The 24,426-nt window shown below is 73.6% G+C and carries 20 protein-coding genes and 1 pseudogene; 11 read left to right on the plus strand and 10 right to left on the minus strand.

The features are described 5' to 3' along the window. Nucleotides 1-107 precede the first annotated feature (107 nt). Nucleotides 108-2,519, plus strand: coding sequence for an endopeptidase La (lon, locus tag AC07DW_RS13600; RefSeq protein WP_478857809.1), 2,412 nt, complete (start codon nt 108-110; stop codon nt 2,517-2,519). Nucleotides 2,520-2,620: 101 nt separating this feature from the next. On the opposite strand, the gene AC07DW_RS13605 is transcribed toward lon, so the two are convergent. Both AC07DW_RS13605 and AC07DW_RS13610 read right to left on the minus strand, forming a co-directional pair. After that, nucleotides 2,621-3,436, minus strand: coding sequence for a trypsin-like serine peptidase (locus AC07DW_RS13605; RefSeq protein ID WP_478857810.1), 816 nt, complete (start codon nt 3,434-3,436; stop codon nt 2,621-2,623). Between the two features lie 38 nt (nt 3,437-3,474). Then, nucleotides 3,475-4,449: a helix-turn-helix domain-containing protein gene (locus tag AC07DW_RS13610; protein WP_478857811.1), complete on the minus strand. Its 975-nt coding sequence runs from the start codon at nt 4,447-4,449 to the stop codon at nt 3,475-3,477. A 149-nt stretch (nt 4,450-4,598) separates the two neighbouring features. Here AC07DW_RS13610 and AC07DW_RS13615 point away from each other — a divergent pair, with 149 nt between their 5' ends. Continuing rightward, complete coding sequence (locus AC07DW_RS13615; RefSeq protein ID WP_478857812.1) at nt 4,599-7,415, plus strand: M4 family metallopeptidase; 2,817 nt, start codon at nt 4,599-4,601, stop codon at nt 7,413-7,415. A 55-nt stretch (nt 7,416-7,470) separates the two neighbouring features. On the opposite strand, the gene AC07DW_RS13620 is transcribed toward AC07DW_RS13615, so the two are convergent. Next, nucleotides 7,471-8,289 (minus strand): lysozyme, encoded by an 819-nt coding sequence (locus tag AC07DW_RS13620; protein ID WP_478857813.1) that lies wholly within the window; start codon nt 8,287-8,289, stop codon nt 7,471-7,473. Nucleotides 8,290-8,520: 231 nt separating this feature from the next. Here AC07DW_RS13620 and AC07DW_RS13625 point away from each other — a divergent pair, with 231 nt between their 5' ends. After that, nucleotides 8,521-9,039, plus strand: coding sequence for a MarR family winged helix-turn-helix transcriptional regulator (locus tag AC07DW_RS13625; protein WP_478857814.1), 519 nt, complete (start codon nt 8,521-8,523; stop codon nt 9,037-9,039). Between the two features lie 39 nt (nt 9,040-9,078). On the opposite strand, the gene AC07DW_RS13630 is transcribed toward AC07DW_RS13625, so the two are convergent. Further along, nucleotides 9,079-9,855: a hypothetical protein gene (locus tag AC07DW_RS13630; protein WP_478857815.1), complete on the minus strand. Its 777-nt coding sequence runs from the start codon at nt 9,853-9,855 to the stop codon at nt 9,079-9,081. A 369-nt stretch (nt 9,856-10,224) separates the two neighbouring features. On the opposite strand from AC07DW_RS13630, the gene AC07DW_RS13635 reads away from it, so the two are divergent. The 5 genes from AC07DW_RS13635 to AC07DW_RS13655 are packed head-to-tail and all read left to right on the plus strand — an operon-like array spanning nt 10,225 to nt 15,961. Beyond that, entirely contained in the window at nt 10,225-13,197 is a 2,973-nt protein-coding gene (locus AC07DW_RS13635) for a sensor histidine kinase (RefSeq protein ID WP_478857816.1), read from the plus strand. Further along, entirely contained in the window at nt 13,194-13,703 is a 510-nt protein-coding gene (locus AC07DW_RS13640) for a roadblock/LC7 domain-containing protein (RefSeq protein ID WP_478857817.1), read from the plus strand. Before AC07DW_RS13635 ends, AC07DW_RS13640 begins: the two co-directional genes overlap by 4 nt. After that, nucleotides 13,700-14,110 (plus strand): DUF742 domain-containing protein, encoded by a 411-nt coding sequence (locus tag AC07DW_RS13645; protein ID WP_189553156.1) that lies wholly within the window; start codon nt 13,700-13,702, stop codon nt 14,108-14,110. Before AC07DW_RS13640 ends, AC07DW_RS13645 begins: the two co-directional genes overlap by 4 nt. After that, nucleotides 14,091-14,708 (plus strand): GTP-binding protein, encoded by a 618-nt coding sequence (locus AC07DW_RS13650; RefSeq protein WP_478857818.1) that lies wholly within the window; start codon nt 14,091-14,093, stop codon nt 14,706-14,708. Before AC07DW_RS13645 ends, AC07DW_RS13650 begins: the two co-directional genes overlap by 20 nt. A 17-nt stretch (nt 14,709-14,725) precedes the next feature. Then, on the plus strand, nt 14,726-15,961 hold the full coding sequence (locus AC07DW_RS13655) for a styrene monooxygenase/indole monooxygenase family protein (RefSeq protein WP_478857819.1): 1,236 nt from the start codon (nt 14,726-14,728) through the stop codon (nt 15,959-15,961). Nucleotides 15,962-16,064: 103 nt separating this feature from the next. Here the strand turns inward: AC07DW_RS13655 and AC07DW_RS13660 are convergent, their stop codons facing one another. After that, the gene (locus AC07DW_RS13660; RefSeq protein WP_478857820.1) at nt 16,065-16,997 is read right to left on the minus strand and encodes a DMT family transporter; all 933 of its coding nucleotides are present in this window, start codon (nt 16,995-16,997) and stop codon (nt 16,065-16,067) included. Between AC07DW_RS13660 and AC07DW_RS13665 the strand changes: the two genes are divergently transcribed. Then, nucleotides 16,996-18,402 carry an aminotransferase-like domain-containing protein gene (locus AC07DW_RS13665; RefSeq protein WP_478857821.1) on the plus strand — a complete coding sequence of 469 codons (1,407 nt, stop codon included), beginning with the start codon at nt 16,996-16,998 and terminating at the stop codon, nt 18,400-18,402. The two genes, AC07DW_RS13660 and AC07DW_RS13665, sit on opposite strands and share 2 nt — an antisense overlap. Nucleotides 18,403-18,427: 25 nt before the next feature. On the opposite strand, the gene AC07DW_RS13670 is transcribed toward AC07DW_RS13665, so the two are convergent. The 5 genes and pseudogenes from AC07DW_RS13670 to AC07DW_RS13690 all read right to left on the minus strand — a co-directional run bounded on the left by AC07DW_RS13670 (nt 18,428) and on the right by AC07DW_RS13690 (nt 22,240). Next, on the minus strand, nt 18,428-19,672 hold the full coding sequence (locus AC07DW_RS13670) for a C40 family peptidase (protein ID WP_478857822.1): 1,245 nt from the start codon (nt 19,670-19,672) through the stop codon (nt 18,428-18,430). 222 nt (nt 19,673-19,894) lie between these two features. Continuing rightward, nucleotides 19,895-20,161 (minus strand): annotated as a pseudogene (locus AC07DW_RS13675) (outer membrane protein assembly factor BamB family protein); the annotation flags it as partial. Between the two features lie 84 nt (nt 20,162-20,245). Continuing rightward, a complete protein-coding gene (locus AC07DW_RS13680; RefSeq protein ID WP_478857823.1) occupies nt 20,246-20,512 on the minus strand; it encodes a hypothetical protein in 267 nt (88 codons plus the stop codon). 21 nt (nt 20,513-20,533) lie between these two features. After that, nucleotides 20,534-21,262: a TetR/AcrR family transcriptional regulator gene (locus tag AC07DW_RS13685; RefSeq protein ID WP_478857824.1), complete on the minus strand. Its 729-nt coding sequence runs from the start codon at nt 21,260-21,262 to the stop codon at nt 20,534-20,536. Nucleotides 21,263-21,304: 42 nt separating this feature from the next. Then, nucleotides 21,305-22,240, minus strand: coding sequence for an AurF N-oxygenase family protein (locus tag AC07DW_RS13690; RefSeq protein WP_478857825.1), 936 nt, complete (start codon nt 22,238-22,240; stop codon nt 21,305-21,307). Between the two features lie 160 nt (nt 22,241-22,400). Between AC07DW_RS13690 and AC07DW_RS13695 the strand changes: the two genes are divergently transcribed. Together AC07DW_RS13695 and AC07DW_RS13700 are read left to right on the plus strand one after the other, a co-directional pair. Next, nucleotides 22,401-23,504: a ferritin-like domain-containing protein gene (locus AC07DW_RS13695; protein WP_478857826.1), complete on the plus strand. Its 1,104-nt coding sequence runs from the start codon at nt 22,401-22,403 to the stop codon at nt 23,502-23,504. A 35-nt stretch (nt 23,505-23,539) separates the two neighbouring features. Then, nucleotides 23,540-24,412 (plus strand): hypothetical protein, encoded by an 873-nt coding sequence (locus AC07DW_RS13700; RefSeq protein ID WP_478857827.1) that lies wholly within the window; start codon nt 23,540-23,542, stop codon nt 24,410-24,412. Nucleotides 24,413-24,426 lie beyond the last annotated feature (14 nt).

Below are 24,426 nucleotides of genomic sequence, written 5' to 3' on the forward strand. Positions count from 1 at the left end.
CCCCGGCGCGAAGGAGTGATCGCTCAGAGCGAACAGGGGCGGGGAACACCCCGGCTGTCACAAGCATTGAGTGTGTACAGCTCAACTTGACTGCCGAAGGGGAGATCATGGCTTCGACGTCCACACCGCTCACCCTGCCCGTGCTGCCGCTCGACGACGAGGTCGTGCTGCCCGGGATGGTGGTGCCGCTGGACCTGTCCGACACCGAGGTGCGCGCCGCTGTGGAGGCCGCCCAGGCGGCCGTCCGGTCCTCCGGGACCCAGGGCGGAAAGCCGAAGGTCCTGCTGGTGCCGCGCATCGACGGGACGTACGCGGGCATCGGCGTCCTCGGCACCGTGGAGCAGGTCGGGCGGCTCTCCGACGGCGACCCCGGCGCCCTCATCCGCGGCCGCGGCCGGGTGAAGATCGGCGCCGGTACGACCGGTCCGGGCGCCGCGCTGTGGGTCGAGGGCACCACCGTCGAGGAGACGGTGCCCGACCCGCTGCCCGGCCAGCTCGCCGACCTCGTCAAGGAGTACAAGGCGCTGGCCACCAGCTGGCTCAAGAAGCGCGGCGCCTGGCAGGTCGTGGACCGGGTGCAGCAGATCGACGGCGTCTCCGCCCTCGCCGACAACGCCGGATACTCGCCCTTCCTGACCGTCGCCCAGAAGGTGGAGCTCCTGGAGACCGAGGACCCCGCCGCCCGCCTGAGGCTCGCCACCGAGCAACTGCGCGAGCACCTCGCCGAGCAGGACGTCGCCGAGTCCATCGCCAAGGACGTCCAGGAGGGCGTCGACAAGCAGCAGCGCGAGTTCCTGCTGCGCCGGCAGCTCGAAGCCGTACGCAAGGAGCTGCGCGAGCTCAACGGCGAGAAGGACGGCGAGGAGTCCGACGACTACCGGGCCCGCGTCGAGGCCGCCGACCTTCCCGTGAAGGCACGCGAAGCCGCGCTCAAGGAGGTCGACAAGCTGGAGCGGTCCAGCGACCAGAACCCGGAGACCGCCTGGATCCGCACCTGGCTCGACACGGTCCTGGAGATGCCGTGGAACGAGCGCACCGAGGACAGTTACGACATCAAGGGCGCCAAGGAGGTCCTCGACGCCGAGCACGCCGGCCTGGAGGACGTGAAGGAGCGCATCACCGAGTACCTCGCGGTGCGCAAGCGGCGCGCCGACCGCGGCCTCGGGGTGGTGGGCGGGCGGCGCGGCGGCGCGGTGCTCGCGCTGGTCGGGCCCCCCGGCGTCGGCAAGACCTCGCTCGGCGAGTCGGTCGCGCACGCGATGGGTCGCAAGTTCGTGCGGGTCGCCCTCGGCGGCGTACGCGACGAGGCGGAGATCCGCGGCCACCGGCGCACCTACGTGGGCGCCCTGCCGGGCCGGATCGTGCGGGCGATCAAGGAGGCCGGCTCCATGAACCCGGTCGTGCTGCTCGACGAGATCGACAAGGTCGGCTCCGACTTCCGGGGCGACCCGGCGGCCGCGCTGCTGGAGGTCCTCGACCCGGCGCAGAACCACACCTTCCGCGACCACTACCTGGAGGTCGAACTCGACCTGTCCGACGTGGTCTTCCTCGCCACCGCCAACGTTCTGGAGGCCATTCCCGAGGCCCTGCTCGACCGCATGGAGCTGGTCCGCCTCGACGGCTACACCGAGGACGAGAAGGTCGTCATCGCCCGCGACCACCTGGTGCCGCGCCAGCTGGAGCGGGCGGGCCTGGAGAGCGGCGAGGTGACGCTGGACGAGTCGGCGCTGCGCAGGCTCGCGGGCGAGTACACCCGCGAGGCGGGCGTCCGGAACCTGGAGCGGTCGATCGCGCGGCTGCTGCGCAAGGTGGCCGCCCAGAGCGAGCTGGGCGACCGGGAGCTGCCCGTCACCCTCGGCGGGGGCGACCTGCGGGAGCTGCTCGGGCGGCCGCACCACGTGCCCGAGTCCGCCCAGGACCCGGCGGAGCGCCGCACCTCGGTGCCCGGTGTCGCCACCGGACTCGCCGTCACCGGCGCGGGCGGCGACGTGCTGTTCGTCGAGGCGTCGCTGGCCGACCCGGAGACGGGTGCGGCGGGGCTCACGCTGACCGGTCAGCTAGGTGACGTGATGAAGGAGTCGGCGCGGATCGCCCTCAGCTTCCTGCGCTCGCACGGCGCCGAGCTGGAGCTGCCCGTCACCGGCCTGAAGGACCGGGGCGTGCACATCCACTTCCCGGCCGGAGCGGTGCCCAAGGACGGGCCCAGCGCGGGCATCACCATGACCACCGCGCTCGCCTCGCTGCTGTCCGGCCGCCTGGTCCGTACGGACGTGGCGATGACCGGCGAGGTTTCCCTCACCGGGCGCGTGCTGCCGATCGGCGGCGTCAAGCAGAAGCTGCTGGCCGCGCACCGGGCGGGCATCACCACCGTGATCATCCCGAAGCGGAACGAGGCGGACCTGGACGACGTCCCGGCCGAGATCCTCGACAAGCTGGAGGTCCACCCGGTCACCGACGTCCGCCAGGTCCTGGACCTCGCTCTCGCCCCGGCGACCACAAAGGTGCCGCTGGCGGCCTGATCCCGAAGGCCCCGCCCCGGGGACGGACCCCACCCGTGGCCCGTCCCCGGCGGGGCCTGCCGCCGGGGCGGGACGCTCCCGGGTCCGGGTCCGGCGGCGGCCTACGCGCCGGAGGCCCTGAGCGCGCGGTCGTACAGGGCGCGGCTCCTCGCGTCGAAGAGGACGGCCGTCGACTCCTCGTCCGTGTCGCCGCCGCTCAGCACGCCGATCAGCCGGCCGTCGGCCAGCCACGGGCTGCCGCTCGTGCCGTCGAAGAAGCCGTCGCACTCCATCAGCAGGGAGCCGGCCAGATCCGGGTCCTTCCGGGTGTCGGTGGTGCAGGAGATCGGCCCGTCGGACGGGTTGCGGTCCTTGTTCGGGTACCCGACCACCGTCACGCGCCGCTCGGGAGCCGACGCCCAGTCCGGCCGGGCCGCGCCCACCACCTGCTGGACCTGGCGCCCGCGGCCGTCCGCTTCCAGGGTCAGGAAGGCGTAGTCGTGGGCGTCCGCCTCGTCACCGGCGGCCTTCCACGCGTCGGCGACCTGCACCGTACGGACCTTCCACGTGCCGTACGGGGTCGGGTTCGCGCCGCCGCCCCGGTACCCGGGTGCGAACGAGAAGCCGGAGCTCGCCGAGCCGTCCGCGAACACGCAGTGCGCGGCGGTCGCGACGACGTCGCCCTTCGGGCTGTCCACCACGCTCGCCGTGCACCAGTGGCCGTCCTCGTCGAGCAGCACCCCCACCGACCGCAGTCCGGCGGAGGGCACCGCCGAACGCTGCGGCGCCGGCCGGGCGCTCGCCGCACCCCCGGCCGCACCCCCCGCCGCGACCCCGGCCGTCGTGTCCGGGCGTGGGGCCGAAAGGGTCGGCCCCCCGCACGCGGTGGCGGTGGTCACGACGGCGACGATCCACGGCAACGGCCTTCTCCAGCGCATACGGCCCATCCTTTCCCACCGGCCCACCGGCCCACCGCTCAGCCATCCAGCCAGCCCCGCGACGACGCCCGCGCCCCCGCCTGGAACCGCGTCCGGGCGTCCAGCGACTCCAGCAGCCGGCTGATCCGCCGCCGCGCCGTGTGCACATGGACGCCCAGGCGCCGTGCGATCGCCTCGTCCTTCAGCCCCGCCGCCAGCAGCACCAGCAGTTCCCGCTGCGCCCCGCCCGGCCCGTCCCGCTCCTCCGCGCACAGCGGCTCGGCCCGCTCCCACACCGCCTCGAACAGCGGCAGCAGGACCCCGCACAGCAGCCCGTCGCCGACCACCAGCGCCGCCGCCCGCGGACCGGCGGCCTCCGTCGGCGGCAGCAGCGTGACGCGCCGGTCCACCCCGACCAGCTTCGCCGGCACACCAGGGGCCACCCGCACCCGCAGTCCGCGCCCCACCAGGCCGGTCAGGGCCCGTAGCCGCCCCGGGTCGGCGAGCCCCGACCGGTCGAGCACCGCCCGCACCCGCACCCCCCGGGCCAGCAGCGACTCGACGTCCAGCGCGGTGAACGGCGGCCGGTCGAGGACGACGACCTCCCGTTCCGCGCCGTCCAGCAGCCGCGCGGCCCGCTCGGCGATGGCCCGCCGCCCCGTCACCACGTCGACGCGCCCCCGCTCCCCGCCCCGGGCGCCGGCGTCCCCCGCGAACCGGTCCGCGGCCATGCGCAACCGGGCCAGCTCGGCCGACTTCAGGTGCAGTTCCGCCTGACGGCGGTGGATCAGCGTGCGGATGGCGGCGGCGGGCGCGGCCGGGTGCGGCAGCGCGTCACCCTGGTCGGCAGGATCGGGCGGCCGGGCGAAACCGTGCTCGACGAGCCGGTCGAGCGCGGCGTCCAGACGCTCGCGCGGCAGGTCGAGCAGCCGCGCCAACTCGTCCGCCCCGTCCGCCTGTTCCGCCAGCAGCGCCTCGTAGGCACGCTCCTCGGTCCTGCCCAGGCCGAGAGTGGTCAGTTCTCCCTGGATCATGCGTCGGATTCTCACTCCGTCTTCACAGGCCACACAAGTGTGCGTGTCCACTTCTCAACCCTCCGTGACCGTTGCCCCGTTGGCGGCCCCCGGATTGCATGGCCATGACCACCTGAACGGCCGACCAGCACGTGGGAGGGATACGGACCGTGCGCGAACCCAGCACGCCCCGCACGCATTCGGGGACATCCGGCATACGGGCGGGGGCCGGGGCAGCGGCCCTGCTCGCCGTCGCCGGGCTCCTGATCACCGCGGTTCCGGCCTCGGCGGCGACCCCGCCGGCCGCCGGACCGCCGGCCGACGTCATCCCGGGGGCGCGGACCGCGACCCCCGCCCTCGTCGACGGCCTCCACGAGGCGGTGGACGCGAAGGCGAGGCCGGCGGACGCGGCGCGCGACCACCTCGCCGCCAAGGAGAGCCGCTACAAGATCGCCGAACCGCGGCGCGATCTCGCCCCCGTGCAGACGCTGAAGCGCGGCGCGGAGGAGACCGTACGGCTCCAGCAGAAGCACCGGGGCGTGCCCGTCCTCGGCGGGCAGTACGTGGTCCGGATGGAGCACGAGGGCGGCGAGCGGGTCGTCACCGGCACGTCGGGCAAGTACTTCACGGGCCTGACGACCGGGGTGGAGCCGGCCGTGGCCGGGGACGTGGCGGTGCGCCGCGCGGTCGCCGCGACCGAACAGCGGCTCGGCGGCCACCGGCTGGCGCTCACCGACGCGCGACGTGCCGGGGAGCGCCGGCAGCGGTTGAGCGGCACCGCCGGGGGGCTGGTCGTCGTCCCGCGCGGGGAGGGCGTGCTGACGTACCACGTGACGGTGCGCGGCACCCACCCGGTGACCGGGGCGCCGGTGCTCCAGCACGTGTACGTCGACGCCCGGGCCGGGTTCCCGGTCCTCCAGTACAGCGGCATCAAGTCCGTCACGCCGCCGGGGTCCCCGGCGGGGACGGCCGCGAGGAAGGCGGACACCCCGGCCGGTCCGGGCACCGGGGCCGTCGGCCGGGGCAGGCTGCTGAGCGGCGCCACGGTGGACCTCGACGTGAGCAAGGCCGGGGACGACCGGTACGTGATGGCCGACCGCGCGCGGATGGCGGACGGCAGCGGGGCCGCCCTCACCACCTGGGACGCGCGCGACAGGGACGTCTTCGAGGTGCTCGGCGGCTGGCCGGCCGACCTGAAGGAGTTCGGCTCGCCCAGCGCGGAGTTCGGCGAGGACGCCACCGACGCGGGCGCCGTCGACGCGCACTGGGCGGCCGGGCAGGTCTACGACTACTACAAGAAGCACCACGCAAGGGACGGCCTCGACGGACGCGGGTCGGCGGTGAACAGCCTGGTGGGCGTGACGGAGATGGGACTGCCGTACGTCAACGCCTTCTGGGACGGCACCAAGATGGTGTACGGCTCCGGTGACGCCGACTACCGGCCGCTGTCGGCCGACCTCGACGTGGTCGGGCACGAGATGACCCACGGCGTCGTCGAGAACACCGCGAACCTCGTGTACGCGGGCCAGTCCGGCGCCCTCAACGAGGCCGTGGCCGACTACTTCGGCAACGCCATCGACGTCACGGTGTCCGGCACGCCGATGGACCACCCGGACGCGGGCCTCATCGGCGAGGACCTGTGCCGCACCAAGGCGCCCCGCGACTGCGCGTTCCGCGACCTCGACGACGGCGCCACCACGTCCAAAAACTTCCTCGGCACCACCTTCGGCACCGACAACGGCGGGGTGCACCTCAACTCGACGATCTTCTCCGGCGCGCTGTGGGACCTGCGCCGGGACCTGGGCGCCGAACTGGCCGACCGGATCGTGTACAAGGCGCTGACCGAGTACATGACCCCGCTGGACGGCTTCACCGACGGCCGCAACGCCGTCCTCGCGGCGGCGAGGGACCTGGGCGTCGGCGGGCAGCGGCTGAACGCGGCCACCCGGTCCTTCAACGCCCACGGCATCGTCACGGGCTGGGAGGAGGCACTGGGCGTCGACTCCGACGAGCTCTTCGGGAAGCTGAACGTCGCCGGTACCGGTGTGCAGGCGGGCGGCGGCTGGTGGACGGCCGCCAAGTCCAACGACGACGGCACCGAGCCGTACTCCGTCTACGCCGGCCGCGCGGACGGCACCGGCGCCCCGAGGCTCATCAGCCCCAACGACGGTCGCTACCACGTCCACCCGGCCACGGACGGGAAGACCGTCGTCTGGGCGGCGTACGGCGCTGCGAGCGTGGACGTACTGTCCCGGCCGATCGCGGGCGGCCCGGTCAGAAAGCTGTACTCGTCCACGACCACGGACGTCGCCGGACTGCGGGTGGACAACGGCGTCACGGTCTTCGAGACGCTCGGCCTGTTCACCCGGCACGTCGTCCATCTGCGCCCGGGCGACCGCGAGCCCACGTACGTGGACGGTGGCGGCGACGACGTCCTGACCGGGCTGCCGTCCGTCGCGCACGGCAGGATCGCGTACGTCAAGCTCTACCCGGAGCGCGGCGAGTACCGGCTCGGGGTGGAGCTCCTCGACCTGCGGACCGGGCGGAAGACCCTGACCGAGCCGCTGGACGAGCCGCAGACCGTGGGGCAGACCGGCCTCAACGGCAGCAACGTCTTCTGGCTGACCGACGCGAACGCCGCCGACGACGGCCGGACGGGCATCCGCCGCGCGAACCTCGACGGCACCGGCACCTACGACATCAGCGGCGAGGGCAAACCCGGCGCCCTGATCGCCACCGACCTGACGGTCTCGGAGACGGCGGTCACGGTCAACGCGCTGCTGCCGGACACCGCGTACCGCAACGAGACCCTGCCGAAGAACTGGCAGCTGACGACCGACGGCACCCGCAAGGAGCGCGTCTCCTGCAACCGCGGCGAGCAGCTGTCCCCGGCGGCGGTGTCCGGCACCCAGGTGGTGTGGATCGACGGCACCACCGGCTGGACGAACCTCGTCACCCGCACCCGGCCGGCCGGCCGCTGCGGCTGAGCCCGCCCTCCCCCGAGCCCCCCGGCGCCCGCGCGCCGGGGGGTTTCCGGCGGGGTCAGCCGTAGGCGAGGGCCTGGAGACGGTCGTAGGCGCCGTTGAACCTGTTGTGGTCGCCGACGATCGGGCCCGTGGAGGTGTACTGCCACATGGTGTGGTACGCCCAGCCGGCCGGCAGCTCCCCGACCGTCGTGTCGTAGCGGGCCACCCACAGCGGGCTGGTCGCGCCGAAGCCGCCGTAGTTGCCGGTGCACTGCTTCCACCAACTGGTGGCGGTGTAGATCACCGCGTCGCGGCCGGTGCGGTACTTGTAGCGGTTCAGGAAGTCGCGGATCCAGGTGACCATGGCGGACTGGCTCTTGCCGTAGCAGGCGGCGCCGTACGGGTTCCACTCGATGTCCAGCGCGCCCGGCAGCGTCCTGCCGTCACGCGACCAGCCGCCGCCGTTGGCGACCAGGAAGTCCGCCTGGGCGGCGCCCGTGGTGGTGTCCGGGGTGGCGAAGTGGTACGCGCCCCGGATCATGCCCACGTTGTAGGAGCCGTTGTACTGCTGCGCGAAGTACGGGTTGGTGTAGTACGTGCCCTCGGTGGCCTTGACGTAGGCCCAGCGCACGCCGTTGTTCCACAGGGCGGGCCAGTCGACGTTGCCCTGGTGGCTGGAGACGTCCACGCCCTCGGTCTGGGCGGCGCGGCTGTCGGGCGGCAGGCCGCCGACGCCGTCGTGGGCGGGGACGCCCATGCCCATGTGGGCGGTGCCCCGGGCGGGCCCGCCGTTGGCGGACGCGGCGGCCCCGCCGGCGAGGGCGAGGAGCAGGGCGAGGGCGGTGACGAGTACGGCCGTGGTCGAGCGGGTCGTTCCGGATCTGTGCACGGGCATGGCGTGCCTCCGAAAGGCCTCGGTGGGGGTGGTGCCGGGAAGCGCGGCATGTCCTGGCGTGGACATGCCAGAGTGGGGGGTGAGTACGACGCTACGCACGTAGAACCGGGCCGCGGAAGAGGGTCGCGATGCCGCCGTTGGTCTACGCCTGCGAAATACTGGACGAGCTGCGGCGATGGCCGCCGCCGGGAACAACTTTCAAGCCGGGGAAAGCGCGCGAGGGGTACTGACGTGCAGGGAAGCCGTACGGGGAACGACGCCGCATCCGGCGGGGAGCACGGTGTGGACCAGGAATTCCTCGCCCTGGAACGCGAGTTGGCCGTCTTCCTGCGACGCGCCCGCGCCTCGTCCGGCGAGATGGCCCGCGAGGTCCACCCGGAGCTCGAACCCGCCGCCTACGGCCTGCTCGTCCGCCTGGAGGAGGCAGGCACCCAGCGCGCCACCGCGCTCGCCGCGTACTTCGGCGTGGGCAAGGCCACCATGAGCCGCCAGCTGCGCGCTCTGGAGGACCTCGGGCTCGTCGCCCGCGACCCCGACCCCGCCGACGGCCGTGCCTCCCTCGTACGCCTCACCGACGAGGGCCGCGGCCGCTTCCGCCGGGTGCGCGACGCCCGCCGCGCCCGCTACGTGCGCAAGCTCGCCGGCTGGGACCGGGCCGAGATCGCCGAGCTGGCCCGGCTGCTGCACCAGCTCAACGCCGGCGGCGACGACCACGGCCCGGGGCGGCCACCGGGGCCCGACCCGCGCTAGGTGTGTCGACCGGCGTGCACAATTCGCGGGCCAGTACATCTAGAACTCGACGTGCACCACCGTCGCGTCGTCGTGCCGCTTCCAGCGGTACGCGTACGAGGGCGACGCCTCCAGTTCCCGCACCCGGGCGATCAGGCCGCGCGGGCCCTCCTTGGCCACCACCGCGAAGCAGTCCGCCCAGTCGCCCATCCCGAACACCTCCGTCCAGCGCGTCGCGCCGTCCGTCATCGCCACCAGCGCCCGCACCTCGGCCGCGGGCACCCGGCCCGTGACCGCGCGGGCCGCCACCGACGGGTCGGCCGCCGCCGTGAAGAAGCCGCCCTCCTTGTTCCGCACGGTGGCGTCCGTGATCGCGTGGGACGCCAGCGAACCGGGCGGCAGCCGGTCGAGCCGGTCGTCCAGCACCGCCCGTACCGCCCCCTCCGGAGACCGGAGCAGCAGCACCGAATCGGACAGCACCAGGTACTCGACGTACGCCGCGTCCCAGCGGGCCATCACCACGGTTGCCTGAGGTGTGCGTACGTGAGAAAGGTCACACGTCTCGCGGTGGGCGAGCGCGGTGCGCCGGATCGCCTCCGACAGGATCCCGGCCAGTGTCAGGTCCGGGCGGGAACCGGACAGTTCGGTCAGCGCGCCGCCGAGTGCCGCGGTGAACCAGGGCACCGAGTGCACACAACCGTCGTCGTCGATCGGGGGCGTCACCCCGTCGAGCACCACCAGCGCGCCGCCCTGGCCGGAGGCGGGAACCACCACGGATGCCCAGTCCTCGTTGGCGCGTTCCGGCGAGCCCGGGACGGAGGAGATCTCGCTCTGCATGGGCCCAGTCTGCATGACTTCTTCACATCGCCCGCAGCGGGCCGAAATCGGACTGTACCGGCAGGTCACGGCGCGGGTAATCGCCGGAGGCCGACCCCCCGGGAAGGTGCGGGCGGGCATCCTGCCAAAGCCCGTGTAGATCTTTCAACCCGCCCGCCCGTACGTCCCCGGGGCATATGGCCGGGGGAGTTGTTCGCCAACTCGGGAGTGCTGTTCACTCGTTCGGGTGGCGGAGTGGCCGACGTGTGTCCCCTTCAACAACGGCGCTGGGATGGTCGAGGCCGTACCAGGGGTCGGGGGGCTGTTCGCATGCGTGACCGGTCGTCACCTCTGCTTCATGGGCGGACGAGTTCGAGAATGTGAGCACCGGTGCAGAAGCGCAGTGAGACTCCCGGCGACCCCCAGGCACCGGGCGGCCGCCGCGTACGCGTACGCAGCCGGCTGGTCGCCGGCGTCGCGCTGGTCGGCATCACCGTCATAGCGGCGGGCGCCCCGGCCGTCCTCACCGCCTCCGGCGACCTCAACGACTCCCAGCGGCTCGTGACCCTCGCCGAACTCAACCGGCAGGCGGTCACCCTCGCGCACTCCCTCGCGGACGAGCGCGACCAGGTCACCGCGTACGTCGCCGCCGGACGAGGCGCCGGCAAGGGCGCCGGGGACGACGGCACCGGGAACACGGGCGCCGGGGACGACGGCACCGGCACCGGCGACACCTCCGGCGGCGACGCCCAGGACACCGGCACGGCTCCCGGCAAGGGCGCCACCGGCGTCGACGCCGCCCACCGCGCCCGCGTCGACCGGCAGATCGACGAGATCCACGGCGAGGCCCCCGCCGACCTCCGCCGCGAACTCGCCGGCCTCCCCGGCATCCGGCGCTCCGCCCTGACCGGCAAGGGCACCGCCATGGAGGCCCACCGGGCGTACACCGCCGTCATCGCCAAGCTCCAGGCGCTGTCCGCCGAACTGGCCGACCGGACCCCCGCCCGCGCCGCCGAGGCGGGCGCCGGCACCCGCGCCCTCACCGAACTCGGCCGCGCCGTCGACCAGGCATCCGCCACCCGCGGCCTGCTCCTCGGCGCCCTCGCCGTCCCCGGGAAGAAGGACACCGGCCCCGTCTACGACCCGGTCACCGGCCGGTACACCGAGCCGGAGGACCCCGCCGGGGACGAGGCCGACCGCACCCGCGGCGCCCTCAGCGCCGCCGCCCAGACCGCCCGCGTCCGCGAACAGGCCGCCCTCGCCGACTTCGACCAGGCCGCCCCGCCCGCCTCCCGCGACTCCCTCGCCGCCACCGTCACCGGCCCCGAGGTCAAGAGCGCCGAGACGTACCTCGCGCGCCTCACCGACCGGCCGGAGCTGTCCGGGAACGAGCGCGAGACCGACCAGGACGAGCTCCGGGCCACCCTCACCGCCCGCATCGAGCAGATGCGGGGCGTCGAATCCTCCCTCGCCACCGCCGAGGTGCGGCGCATGGAGCAGCTCCGCGACGACGACGTGACCGCGCTCGAACTGCGCGTCGCGCTCCTCGGCGGCTGCCTGCTCATCGCGATCGGCGTGTCGACCGCCGTCGCCCGCACCCTCACCCGGCCGCTCGCCGTCCTCCGCATCGGCGCCGCGCGCCTCGCGGAGTCGCCCGAGACGGAGGAGCCGGTCCGGTTCACCGGCCGCAACGACGAGTTCGCCCAGGTCGTACGCTCCCTCAACTCCCTGCACGGCAGGCTGCGCGACCTCGGTGCCCGCGCCGAGCGCCTGGACGCCGAGCGCACGGACGCCGTGGCCGCCCGCGAGGCCCTCACCGCCGAGCTGGCCGGGCAGCGCACCGAGCTGCGGGAGCGCACGGCCGAGCTCGGCGCCGAACTGGAGGCGCTGCGCGGCAGCGTCCACCACACGTTCGTCAACCTCTCCCTGCGCACCCTCGGGCTCGTCGAGCGGCAGCTCGCCGTCATCGAGAAGCTGGAGGAGCGCGAGCAGGACCCCGAGCGGCTCGGCACGCTGTTCAAGCTGGACCACATGGCGACGGTCATGCGGCGGCACAGCGAGAACCTGCTGGTCCTCGCGGGCCACGAGCACAACCACGCCCACCAGGGGCCCGTGCCGCTGGTCGACGTGCTGCGCGCCGCCGTCAGCGAGATCGAGCGGTACGAGCGGGTCACCATCCAGTCGTTGCCGCCGCACGCCTACGTGGCCGGGTTCGCCGCCGACGACCTCAGTCACCTGCTCGCCGAGCTGCTGGAGAACGCCACGTCGTTCTCGCCGCCGGACGCGAAGGTACAGCTGTCCGGCTGGCTGCTGGAGAGCGGTGAGGTGATGCTCTCCGTCGAGGACGAGGGCATAGGGATGACGGAGGGCCGGTTCGCCGAGCTGAACGCCCGCCTGGCCGACCCGGAGTCCGAGGTGGCGTCCGAGGCGGACCGCGACGGCGAGGGCCTCGGCATCCGGGTGACCGCGCTCCTCGCGGCACGGCACGGGGTGCGGGTCCAGCTGCGGGAGCACAAGCAGGGCGGTGTGGCGGCGGTCGTCGTGCTGCCCCCGGCCCTGCTGCCCGAAACCCCGCCGACCGCCCTGCCCCCCTCGGTCACCCTGGCCGGGACGGCGCCCACGCTGAACCTCCCGGGGTCGGTCGCGGAGGCCAACTCCAACTCCCTGCCGGGCGCGCGTACGGTCCGTGACCCCCTGGTCGCCGCCGCCGAGGCCACGCTGCGGGCGACACCCGCCGCCGGGGGCGCCGCTCCCGACGCCCCGGCGGCCGAGGCGCCCGGCCTACCGGCGCCGGAGGGACCAGGAGCGCCCGTACCGGACGAGCCGGACGCGCCGTCGCCGGACGAGCCGGACGCGTACGACGAGGATGTCCCCGCGCGGGCCGATTCCGGCCCCGAGACCACCCTCCAGGTCCGCGTCCCGCGCGAACCGGAGCCCGAGGCGACGAGCGGACCGGCGACCGGGACCGGGACGGAGCCGGCGACCGGGACCGGGACCGGGACGGAGACCGGATCCGAGGCGACGCCCACGCCGCAGTCCGAGACCGAGCCGGAGGCGCACGAGCGGGTCGGCGCACCCGCCGAGGCCGCCGCCGAGCCCCGTGCCCGCGGGCCCAAGTGGGAGCGGGTGACCGACAAGGGCCTGCCCAAGCGGACCCCGAAGCTGGTCGAGCCCACCGCGCCGCCCGCCGGGCGTACCCGCGGGGTCGACGCCGAGGCGCTGCGGCGCCGGCTCGGCGGGTTCTACCAGGGCGCGAAGGAAGGCCGCCGCGACGCCGAGACGGAGATCGCGGAGAGCACCCAGCAGATGGAAGCGGTACGTACCGAAGAGACGGGGGACACAGTCGAGGAGGCACGCAGTTGACTGCGACGACCGGCAGTACCACCGGCACCGCAACGTTCGGACTGAGCAGCGAGGCCAGGAACCTGCACTGGCTGCTCGGGAACCTCGTCGAGGAGGTGCCAGGGGTGCGCTCCGTAGCCGTCGTCTCGTCCGACGGGCTGCTGCTGCTCTCCTCCGACCCGGCGGACCGCAAGGCCAAGGGCGAGGCGGGCGCGACCCGCTCCGACGGGCCCCGAGGGGCGGCCGCCGACCTCGCCACCATCGTCTCCGGCATCGGCAGCCTCACCATCGGTGCCGCCAAGCTCATGGACGGCGGCGGCGTCAAGCAGACGATGGTCGCCATGGAGGAGGGCAGCGTCTTCGTCATGTCGATCAGCGACGGCTCCCTCCTCGGTGTGCACGCCACGCCCGACTGCGACATGAGCGTCGTCGCGTACCACATGGCGCTCTTCGTCGGCCGTGCCGGACACGTACTCACGCCCGAACTCCGCAGCGAGCTGCGCAAGTCGATGGAGAGTGCCGAATGACCTCCGCATCCGCCGCCGGCCGGCTGCCGGTCCGGGGCGGCGGGCGGCGGCCCGCACGCGTCCGGCCCTACTCGCTCACCGGTGGCCGCACCCGCTTCGGCCACGTCCTGCTCGTCGAGACGTTCGTCGCCGCGCTCGAAGCACCCGAGGAGCGCAAGGAGCTGACGAACGGCGGTCTCGCCTCCCGGGTCATGCCGGAGATGCGGGCCATCGTCGAGATCTGCCGCCGGATGCGTACGGTGGCCGAGATCTCGGCGCTGCTGAAGATGCCGCTGGGTGTCGTCCGGGTGCTGCTCAGCGACCTGGCCGACCAGGGGAGAATCCGCGTGTACGGCACCGGTCACGGAACCGGCCAGCCCGACCGCGCACTGCTCGAAAGGGTGCTGAGTGGCCTCCGCCGTCTCTGAGATACCCGTGGACGAGCCCGAGGCCCAGGCCTGGCAGCTCGACCACACCCGCGCGCCCATCGCGACGAAGGTCGTGGTCGCGGGCGGCTTCGGCGTCGGCAAGACGACCTTCGTCGGGTCCGTCTCCGAGATCACGCCGCTGCAGACCGAAGCGCTGATGACACAGGCGAGCGAGGACACCGACGACCTCTCCGCGACGCCGGAGAAGCTCACCACCACCGTCGCCATGGACTTCGGGCGCATCACGCTCGACGACGACCTGGTGCTGTACCTCTTCGGTACGCCGGGGCAGCAGCGGTTCTGGTTCATGTGGGACGACCTGGTGCGCGGCGCGATCGGGGCGGTCGTCATGGCCGACACCCGTCGGCTGACCGACTGCTTCCCCGCGCTGGACTACTTCGAGAGCTGCGGCCTGCCGTACGTGGTGGCGGTCAACCACTTCGAGGGGTCGGAGCTGTTCGAGGCCGAGGACGTGCGCGAGGCGCTCACGGTGCCGAAGGACGTACCGGTCGTGATCATGGACGCCCGGAACCGGATCACGGTGGTCGAGTCGCTGCTGGCGCTCGTCGCCCGGGCCCTCGAAATCACCCCTGAGTAAGGAAAAGAGACTCTTCGATGCGGAAGATACTCATCGTCGGAGCCGGGCAGTCCGGCCTCCAACTGGCCCTCGGACTCCAGTCCCAGGGGTACGAGGTCACCCTGATGTCCAACCGCACGGCGGACGAGATCCGGGCCGGCCGGGTGATGTCGACGCAGTGCATGTTCCACACGGCGCTCCAGCACGAGCGGGACCTCGGCATCAACTTCTGGGAGTCCCAGGCCCCGCGCATCGAGGGCCTCGGCGTCTCGGTCGCCGCGCCGGACTCCACCCGCGCCGTCGACTGGGTCGGCAAGCTCGACGGGTACGCCCAGTCCGTCGACCAGCGCGTGAAGATGGCCGGCTGGATGGAGACCTTCGCGCAGCGCGGCGGCCAACTGGTGATCCACGGGGCGGCCGTCTCCGACCTGGACTACTTCTCCCGCACGTACGACCTGGTGCTGGTCTCGGCCGGCAAGGGCGAGCTGGTGTCGATGTTCGGCCGGGACGCGTCCCGCTCGCCGTACAGCGAGCCGCAGCGCGCACTGGCCGTCGCGTACGTGCACGGCCTCGGCCCCCGCCCCGAGCACCCGGACTACGACGCGGTCCGCTGCAACCTGGTGCCGGGCGTGGGCGAGCTGTTCGTCATGCCGACCCTGACGATCAGCGGCCGGGCGGACATCCTCTTCTGGGAGGGCGTCCCGGGCGGCCCGCTGGACGTCTTCCAGGGCGTGAAGGACCCCTCCGAACACCTGGCGCTGACGCTGGGGCTGATGGAGAAGTACACGCCCTGGGAGTACGCCCGCGCCACGAAGGTCGAGCTGACCGACGCCAACGGCACCCTCTCCGGCCGTTACGCCCCGACCGTCCGCAACCCCGTCGGGCGGCTCCCCGGCGGCGGTCTGGTCCTCGGCGTCGCGGACGTCGTCGTCGCGAACGACCCGATCACCGGCCAGGGCTCCAACTCCGCCGCCAAGTGCGCGGCGTCGTACCTGTCGTCCATCGTGGAGCGCGGTGACCAGCCGTTCGACGAGCCCTGGATGCGGCAGACCTTCGACCGCTACTGGGACACCGCCCAGCACGTCACCAAGTGGACCAACGCCATGCTGGGCGTCCCCCCGGAGCACGTCCTCGACCTCATCGGCGCGGCGGGCCGGCTCCAGCCGGTCGCCGACCGCTTCGCGAACGGCTTCAACAACCCGGCCGACTTCGAGAACTTCTTCTACGACCCGGAGAAGACCTCGGCGTATCTCGCGTCGGTCACCGGGGCGTGAACCCTCCGCGGCCGGCGCCCCGCTCCTCGCGCCGAACGCGCCGCCGGGGCCGGACGTCACGGACCCCCGGCCCCGACGGGCCGGGGGTTCTTCGCGCCGCCCGTCACCCCCGTGCGGGGGCGAGGCGGGTGCGGACCGCGAGGGCCGCCGAGGCGATGACGGTGAGGCCGCCGAGGGCGGTGGACCAGGTGATCCGCTCGTCGAGGAGCAGGGCCGCCCAGCTGATGGTCAGCACGGGCTGGACCAGTTGTATCTGGCTGACCTGCGCCATGGGGCCGATGGCGAGGCCGTGGTACCAGGCGAAGAAGCCGAGGAACATGCTCACCACGCCGAGGTAGGCGAACGCGGCCCACTCGGTCGCGGTACCGGTCGGGGGGTGCCGCGCCATCGAGAGGCCGGCGAGGCCGGCCATCAGCGGGGCGGAGAGCACCAGCGCCCAGGAGATGGTCTGCCAGGCTCCCAGCTCCCGGGCGAGGAGCCCGCCCTCCGCGTAGCCGACGCCGGCCGCGAGGACCGCGCCGAGCAGGAGCAGGTCGGACCAGTGCAGGCCGCCCAGGCCCCCGCCCTGCACCGAGGCGAACCCGACCGCCGCGACCGCGCCGAGGACCGCCATGGTCCAGAACCTGGCCGGGGGCCGCTCGTGGCCCCGCAGCACGGCGAACACCGCCGTCGCGGCGGGCAGGAGCGCGATCACCACCGCGCTGTGACCGGCCGAGGCGGTGGTCAGCGCGTACGAGGTCAGCACCGGGAAGCCGACGACCACGCCGCCGGCGACGACCGCGAGCCGGGCCCACTGGACACCGCGCGGCAGGCGCTGCCTCGTGACCACCAGCGCGGCGGCGGCGAGCAGCGCGGCGACCACCGCCCGGCCGGAGCCGATGAACAGCGGGGACATGCCGCCGCTCGCCACGGCGACCCGGGTGAACGGGACGGTGAACGAGAACGCCGCGACACCGAGCAGGCCCCAGGAGAGGCCGGTGCGAACGGGCGATAGCGCGCGGGCCGGAAGGAGAGTAGCGCTACTGTCTGTCTTCATGGACAACGATAGCAGCGCCCGGATCGTCGCCGGACTCGGCGAGTGGATCGCGACCGCAGCGCCCGGAGCCCGACTGCCCTCCACCCGGTCGCTGGTCGCGCGGTACGGGGCGAGCCCGGTGACCGTGCAGAAGGCGCTGCGCACCCTGGCGGCGCGCGGGATGGTGGAGAGCCGGCCCGGCGTGGGGACGTTCGTCCGGGCGGTCCGCATGGCCCGTCCGCACGACCACGGGTGGCAGACGGCGGCGCTCGGCGCACCGCGGCACCGCATCCCGCACCTCGCCCCGGCGCTGCGGACCTACCCCAACGACGTCATCGCGCTGCACTCCGGCTACCCCGACCGGGAGTTGCTGCCCGAGCGCCTGGTCCGGGCCGCCTTCACCCGCGCGGCGCGCGGCGACGCCACCGTGAGCCGCCCGCCCGCCGCCGGACTGCCCGAGCTCCAGGCGTGGTTCGCGGCCGAGCTGGGCGCCGCGATGCCCGTCGGGCTCACGCCCCCGGCCCCGAGCGACGTGGTCGTCTTCCCCGGCAGCCAGAGCGCGCTCTCCACCATCTTCCGGGCGGTCGTCGGCGCCGGCCGCCCGCTGCTGGTGGAGTCACCCACCTACTGGGGCGCGATGCTCGCCGCCGCGCTGGCCGGCGTGCGGCTCGTGCCGGTGCCCAGCGGGCCGGACGGCCCCGACCCGGACGAGCTGGAGCGGGCGTTCGAGCGCACCGGGGCGCGGGCGTTCTACGCGCAGCCCCACTTCGCCAACCCCACCGGCGCCCACTGGTCGCCCGGCCTGGCCGACCGGGTCCTCGGCATCGTCCGGGCGCACGGCGCGTTCCTGATCGAGGACGACTGGGCGCACGACTTCGGCATCGACGCCGAGCCGGTCCCGCTCGCCGCCCGGGACGACAGCGGGCACGTCGTCCACCTGCGGTCCCTCACCAAGAGCGTCTCCCCGACCGTCCGCATCGCCGGGATCACCGCCCGCGGGCCCGTCCGCGAGCGTGTCCTCGCCGACGCCCAGGCCGAGTCCATGTACGTCAGCGGCATCCTCCAGGCCGTCGCGCTCGACGTCGTCACCCAGCCCGCCTGGCGCACCCACCTGCGCAACCTGCGCCATCAGCTCGCCGCCCGCCGTGACCTGCTCGCCGGCGCGCTTCGCGAGCACGTGCCGGCCGCCGACCTGGCGGCCGTCCCCCGGGGAGGGCTCAACCTGTGGGTGCGGCTGCCGGACACCACGGACGTGACCCGGCTGGTCCGCGACTGCGAGACCGCCGGGGTGATCATCGCTCACGGCAACGCCTGGTTCCCCGCCGAACCGACCGGGGCGTTCCTCCGCCTCAACTACTCCGGCCCGAACCCCGGCGCCTTCCCCGAGGGCGCCCGCCTCATCGGGCGGGCGCTCGCGCGGCAGTAGGCGCGGGAGGCGGGCGCGTGTGCCGTCACCCCTCGTCGTACCCCTCGTCCGGGCCGCCCGCCGCGCCGGTAGGCAGTTCCGGAGGCGTGTACGAGCGCAGGGGCCGGGCCGCGGGGTCGGGGCGGACCGCGCCGAGGAGGGGGTTCGCGGCGATGGGGGAGACCTTGACCCGGGCGCCCGGGCGCGGGGCCTGGATCACCAGACCGTCGCCCAAATAGATCGCCACGTGCGTGGCCTTGGGGAAGTAGACCACCAGGTCGCCCGGGCGCAGGGAGCGCAGCGGCACCTTGGGGAGGGTGCGCCACTGCTCCTGGCTGGTGCGGGGGATGGCGCGGCCCGCCTCCGCCCACGCCCGGGAGGTGAGGCCCGAGCAGTCGAAGGACTCCGGGCCCTCGGCGCCCCACACGTACGGCTTGCCGATCTGTTCGGCCGCGTACGCCAGGGCGTCGTCGCCCAGCTCGGAGGGGGTGCGGGCGCCTTCCAGCTCGCCGGTGGCGAGGAGTTCGCGCTGGGCGTCGGCCGTCTCCGCGTCCTCCAGGGCGGTCAGCTCCTCGACCTCCTCGTCCGACAGCGCGGCGAGGGTCTCCTCGACCTCCTTCAGCCGGGCCGTGACCTCGTCCCGGGCCTTCTTCCGCTCCTCCGCCAGCGTCTGCTCCCGGTCCAGCGCCTTGCGGGACGCCGTCGCGAGCCGGTCCGCCCGCTTCTCGCCCTTCTTGAGCCGGGCCACCGTCGCCGCCCGTTCGCGGGCCGCGCGGCGGAGCACCCGGTGCTGGTCCAGCGCGTGGTCGGGGTCGCGGGCGAGCAGCAGCCGCAGGGCGGAGGAGAAGTCCGTACGCCCCTGGTACTGGGCGCGGGCCAGCCGGCCGGCGTCGGCGCGGGCGCGGGCGAGGGAGTCGCGGGTCCGGGTCAGGTCGCCGGTGAGCCTCCTGGTCTCGGCGGCGAGCGCCTTCAGTTCCTCCTCGGTGGCGTTGTAGGTCTCGGTCGCCTCCTCCGCCTGCCGGTAGAGGGTGCGCAGCTGGGCGAGCATCGCCGGCACGGTGGCCGGGCCGGCCGGTTCGGCCGCGCGGGGGGAACCGGCCGGCCCGGACTCGGTGGCGCTCGCCGGCGCGGTCGGCCCGGACTCCGTCGCGGTTGCCGACGCGGTCGGTCCGGACCCGGTGGCGGCCGCCGGTTCCGTCGGCTCGGGTCCGGGCGCGGCGGCGGCCGGTGCGGCGGGCAGCGCGGTCAGCAGCGCGGCGGCGCAGACGGCCCGCAGCAGTCTTCCTGACATGTCATCACCTCCGCCCTCATCATGGGGCGGTAGATGGTATGAAAAGCGTATTAAGTGGGTGAGTGGGGGGGTCGTCCCCGCAGGGTCACCCGTCCTGGCTACTCCACGGGCAACCCGTAGAACACGCGGTCCCGGCGGACCACCGCCCCCGCCGCCCAGGGTGCGGCCACGGGCGCCGACGGTCACGCCCGGGGCGTCACCGCCCGCGGCGGACTCCGTACCGCGCCGCCAGCGCGCCCTGCCGGTGGCCGGGTCGACGGCGTACACGGTCCCGGAGCGGTCGGCGGCGTACAGCGTGCCGCCCGCCACCTGGGCGCGCCCGAAGGCGGCGGAGCCGCGCAGCCGCCACAGCGGCCTGCGGGTCCGGGTGTCGAAGGCGTGCAGGCCGTCCTCGACCGCCGTGTACAGCCGCCCGGACGCGTCCCCGGACACCGCGCCGCCCGGACGGGCCGCGCCGAACGGGCGGAACCACCGGCGCGCGCCGGTCGCCCGGTCGTGCGAGAAGAAGACGGCCCCTCGGCGGCCTTGACCTGAGCGGCGTTCCCGCCTCTGGCGGCGCGAATGCCCGTGATCCTACGACTTCTGTGACCAGGGCCACTTCACCTCGCGCCGCTCACGGCCCTCGGGGGCGTACTCGTACTTCCAGCCGCGCTGGAGCCCCAGCCGCTTGGTGTGGCCTGCCGGGACGCGGCGGTAGGCGTGGACGGCCGGCGGGCCGCCGTCCTCGGCCGGGACGGGGACGGTGTACCACTTGGGCGGGTGGCCGGTGGGGCCGGTCAGCACCGGCAGGACCCGGCCGTCCAGGGGGCCGCCGTGGAACGGCGTGTTCTCGCTTCGCACGCCCCCAGTCTCACACCCGGGTCACAGCAGGTGCGCGGCGTCGCCCACCACGGGGAGCACACCACGGGCGAGGACGCCCACCGGCCCCTCGGGCCGCTCCTGCGACAGCAGCGACGCCACCGCTCCCGCCGTCCGGGCGTCGGTCGCGGCGGTCGCCGTCAGCAGCGCGACCAGGTGGTCGACCAGCCAGGCGCGCAGATCGGCGGCGGGCGGCTGCTTGTCCTCGTCCAGCCAGATGAGTGACGCCGCCTCGACCGCCGCTATCCACGTCCGCACCATCATCCGCAGCCTCGGGCCCGGGTCCGGCACGCCGAGGTGCAGCAGGATCTGCTCGGCCGCCGCGCGCCGCACCTCGTCGACGATCGCGGTGGTACGGGAGGTCTCGGCGACGCTGCCGCCCTGGAGCAGGGCGCTGAACCCGGTGTCGTGCTCGTCGACGAAGGCCAGGTACCGGTCCAGGACGCGGGTGAGCCGCTCGGTGGGCGGGCCCACGGGCGGCTCGGTGAAGCACAGCTCCAGCTCGTGGGCGGCCGACCGCAGCGCGGCCTCGTACAACTCCTGCTTGCCGCCCGCGAAGTACCGGTACACGAGCGGGCGCGACACCCCGGCCGCCTCGGCGACGTCGTCGAGCGACACCTCCTCCGGCGCCCGGTGCGCGAAGAGCGACAGGGCGACGCGGAGGAGCTGCGTACGGCGCTCCTCGACGCTGAGCCGTCGGTACGCGGGTGCGGGCGTGGCGGCACGGGTCATGCCCGCAGCGTAACTCCGCCCCGTCCCCGGTGGCGCCGGGCCTCAGGCGAGGAGGCCGGAACTCTTCCAGAGCCTGCGGCCCGGCCCGCGCAGCACCCCTATGTCGTCGAGGAAGTCCGTCAGCCGCCGGGCGCCCGACTGCATGACCTCACGGCGGTGGCCGCTGGCCCTCACCTGGGCGACCGCCTCGCGCCGGTCGAGGCCGACGTTCTCGTACACCCGGGGGTTGACGAAGCAGACGGAGAAGACCCGGGCGGCCTCACCGCAGCTGACCCGGGTGAACTCCTGCTCCCAGCGCGGGGCGGTGACCATCTGCCGGCGCAACTCCTCGCGGGCGTACCGGACGTGCCGGGCCTCCTCCACCACATGGATGCGGGTCACTCCGCGCACCAGGGTCTGGACGCGCTCGTCGGGGAAGGTCAGGCGCTGCATCCAGTCGAGGATCTCCTCGCCCAGCAGCGTCGCCGCGAACGAACCGGGCGTGGTGGACACGGTCTTCAGGACGCGCGCCATGTTGTGGTAGACGCGCGGCACGGGGTAGGCGGGCGCCCCGCCCTTCTGGATCATCCTGGCGAACATCATCGAGTGGCGGCACTCGTCCGCTATCTCGGTGAGGGCGTACCGGACGTGGTTGCTGGTGACCGACTTGTCGTAGATGTGGCGGACCAGCAGCTGCATGAGGATGATCTCGAACCAGATGCCGAGCGAGGCGAGCGACGCGGCCTCGTGCCGGGCCAGGTCCATCCGCTGCTCCTCGGACATCCTGCGCCACAGCGGGGTGTCGTAGAGAGAGACCAGCTCCGGCGGCCAGAACCACTTGCCGTCCTCCGGCGGGGCGTCCCAGTCGAGCTCCTTGTCGGGGTCGAAGGAGTGCTTCGCGGACGACTCGAGCAGCCGTTCCGCGACCTGTTCACGGTCCCGGAGCGGACCGAGCGCGTCGCGGAGCAGACGGATGTCGCGTTCGGACACGGTGGTCATGGGCGGGGCACCTCGCGCAGTTGGCGTTACTGGGGGTCATCCCTTATAAGACTGCTTGTCAGCAAGGCCGTCAATCCCCTGTGCCCGACTTGTTGACCCGGCGTCTACCAACGTGTGAGCCTGCCAACCACCCGTCCGCGCACAGGCGAAGGAGCCGTCCGTGTCGACGCACGATCTCTACACCAGGGACCCGGGAGACCAGGTCTGGCAGGTGCCGGCCACCGGCTCGGCGCGTTTCAGCTGGGAGTACGACGACGGCCGCGACCGGCTGCTCGCCCTCTACCAGAAGGGCAAGGACAAGCAGTGGGACGGCGCCCGGCGCATCGACTGGGACCTGGAGGTCGACCCCCACGACCCCCTCGGCACCCCGGACGAGGCGCTGACGCTGTACGGGACGCGCCACTGGGCCAGGATGACCGAGAAGGACAAGGGCGAGCTGCGCAAGCACTACGCCTCCTGGCAGTTCAGCCAGTTCCTGCACGGCGAGCAGGGGGCGATGATCTGCGCCGCCCGGATCGTCGAGTCCGTCCCCGACATGGACGCCAAGTTCTACTCCGCCACCCAGACCATGGACGAGGCCCGGCACGCCGAGATCTACGGCCGCTTCCTCCACGAGAAGATCGGGATGCTGTACCCGATCAACGACAACCTCCAGGGCCTGCTGGGCGACACCCTCCGCGACTCCCGCTGGGACATGCCCTACCTCGGCATGCAGGTCCTCATCGAGGGCCTCGCGCTCGCCGCGTTCGGGATGATCCGGGACACCACCGACAAGCCGCTGCCGAAGCAGATACTCGCGTACGTCATGCAGGACGAGGCCCGGCACGTCGCGTTCGGCCGTATGGCGCTGCGCGACTACTACCAGCAGCTCACCGACGCCGAACTGCGCGAGCGCGAGGACTTCGTCATCGAGGGCTGCTACCTCATGCGCGACCGGCTGCGCGGGGTGGAGGTGCTGGAGAACTTCGGCGTCTCGAAGAAGGAGGCGGAGGAGCTCTCGGAGCAGTCCGAGTTCCTGCACCTGTTCCGCAAGCTGCTCTTCAGCCGCATCGTCCCGTGCGTCAAGGACATCGGCCTGTGGGGCGAGCGGCTCCAGAAGGCGTACGTGGACATGGGCGTCTTCGAGCTGGGCGACTCCAACCTGGACCTGCTGATGACCCAGGACGAGGAGATCGCGGAACGCCTCGACCGCGAACGGTTCGCCGCGGAGGAGGCCGAGCGGGTCGCGGAGGTGACGGAGGCCATCGCGGAGGGCGGAGCATGATCGGGTGTCGCACCCCGTGACGTAGATTGACGGTCATGACCATGCCGCCTCCGTCCCCGCAGCCCGGCCCGTACGGTGCGCATCCCGGCCCGCAGCCCGGCCCCTACGGTGCGCATCCCGGCCCGCAGCCCGGCCCCTACGGCGCGCAGCCGCCCGGGCCGCACCCCGGGCAGTACCCGGGCCCGCCGCCCGGTGTCCCGCAGCAGTACCCGGGCCCCTACGGCGGCCCGGCGCCCGGCCCGTACGGCATGCCGCAGCCGCCGCGGAAGAAGCGCACCGGGCTGGTCGTCGGCCTGGTCGCCGGGGCGCTCGTCCTGCTCGGCTGCCTCGGCTACGGGGTCAAGATGGTCTTCGACGCGGCCGGCGGCGACACGCCCTTCCCGCCCGCCACGCACAAGCTCACCGTCCCGCAGAAGCTCGTGGACGGCCAGTACACGCTCGCCCAGGACATGTCCGGCACCGAGGGCAAGAAGCTGCTGGACGAGTCGTACAGCCCCTACGCCCGCACGGACGGGGCGGCCGTGGCGCAGTACACCGCCGAGAAGGACGGCGCGATCAAGGCGCTGGTCGTCTCCGGCTACTACGGGCAGATCAAGCGCCCCGACACCGAGCGCGGCAGCCTGCTGCGCGGGGCCGGCACCGCGCAGAACGCGAAGATCGAGATACCGGCGAAGGACGTCACGCCCGCCGGCGCCGAGGTGAAGGTCGAGTGCGAGGTCCTCAGCAACACCGAGGCCGGCAACAAGGTGACCTTCCCGATGTGCGCCTGGGCCGACGGCAACACCGCCGTCGGGGTGGGCGTCGTCGACGGGGCGTCGATGGCGGGGAAGCCCGGGGACATCGACCTCACCGCGGCGGCCGAACTGACACTGAAGGTCCGCGCCGAGATGCGCACACCGATCGGCTGATCACCCGGTCGTGA

This window comes from Streptomyces sp. NPDC045701 (assembly GCF_056432045.1).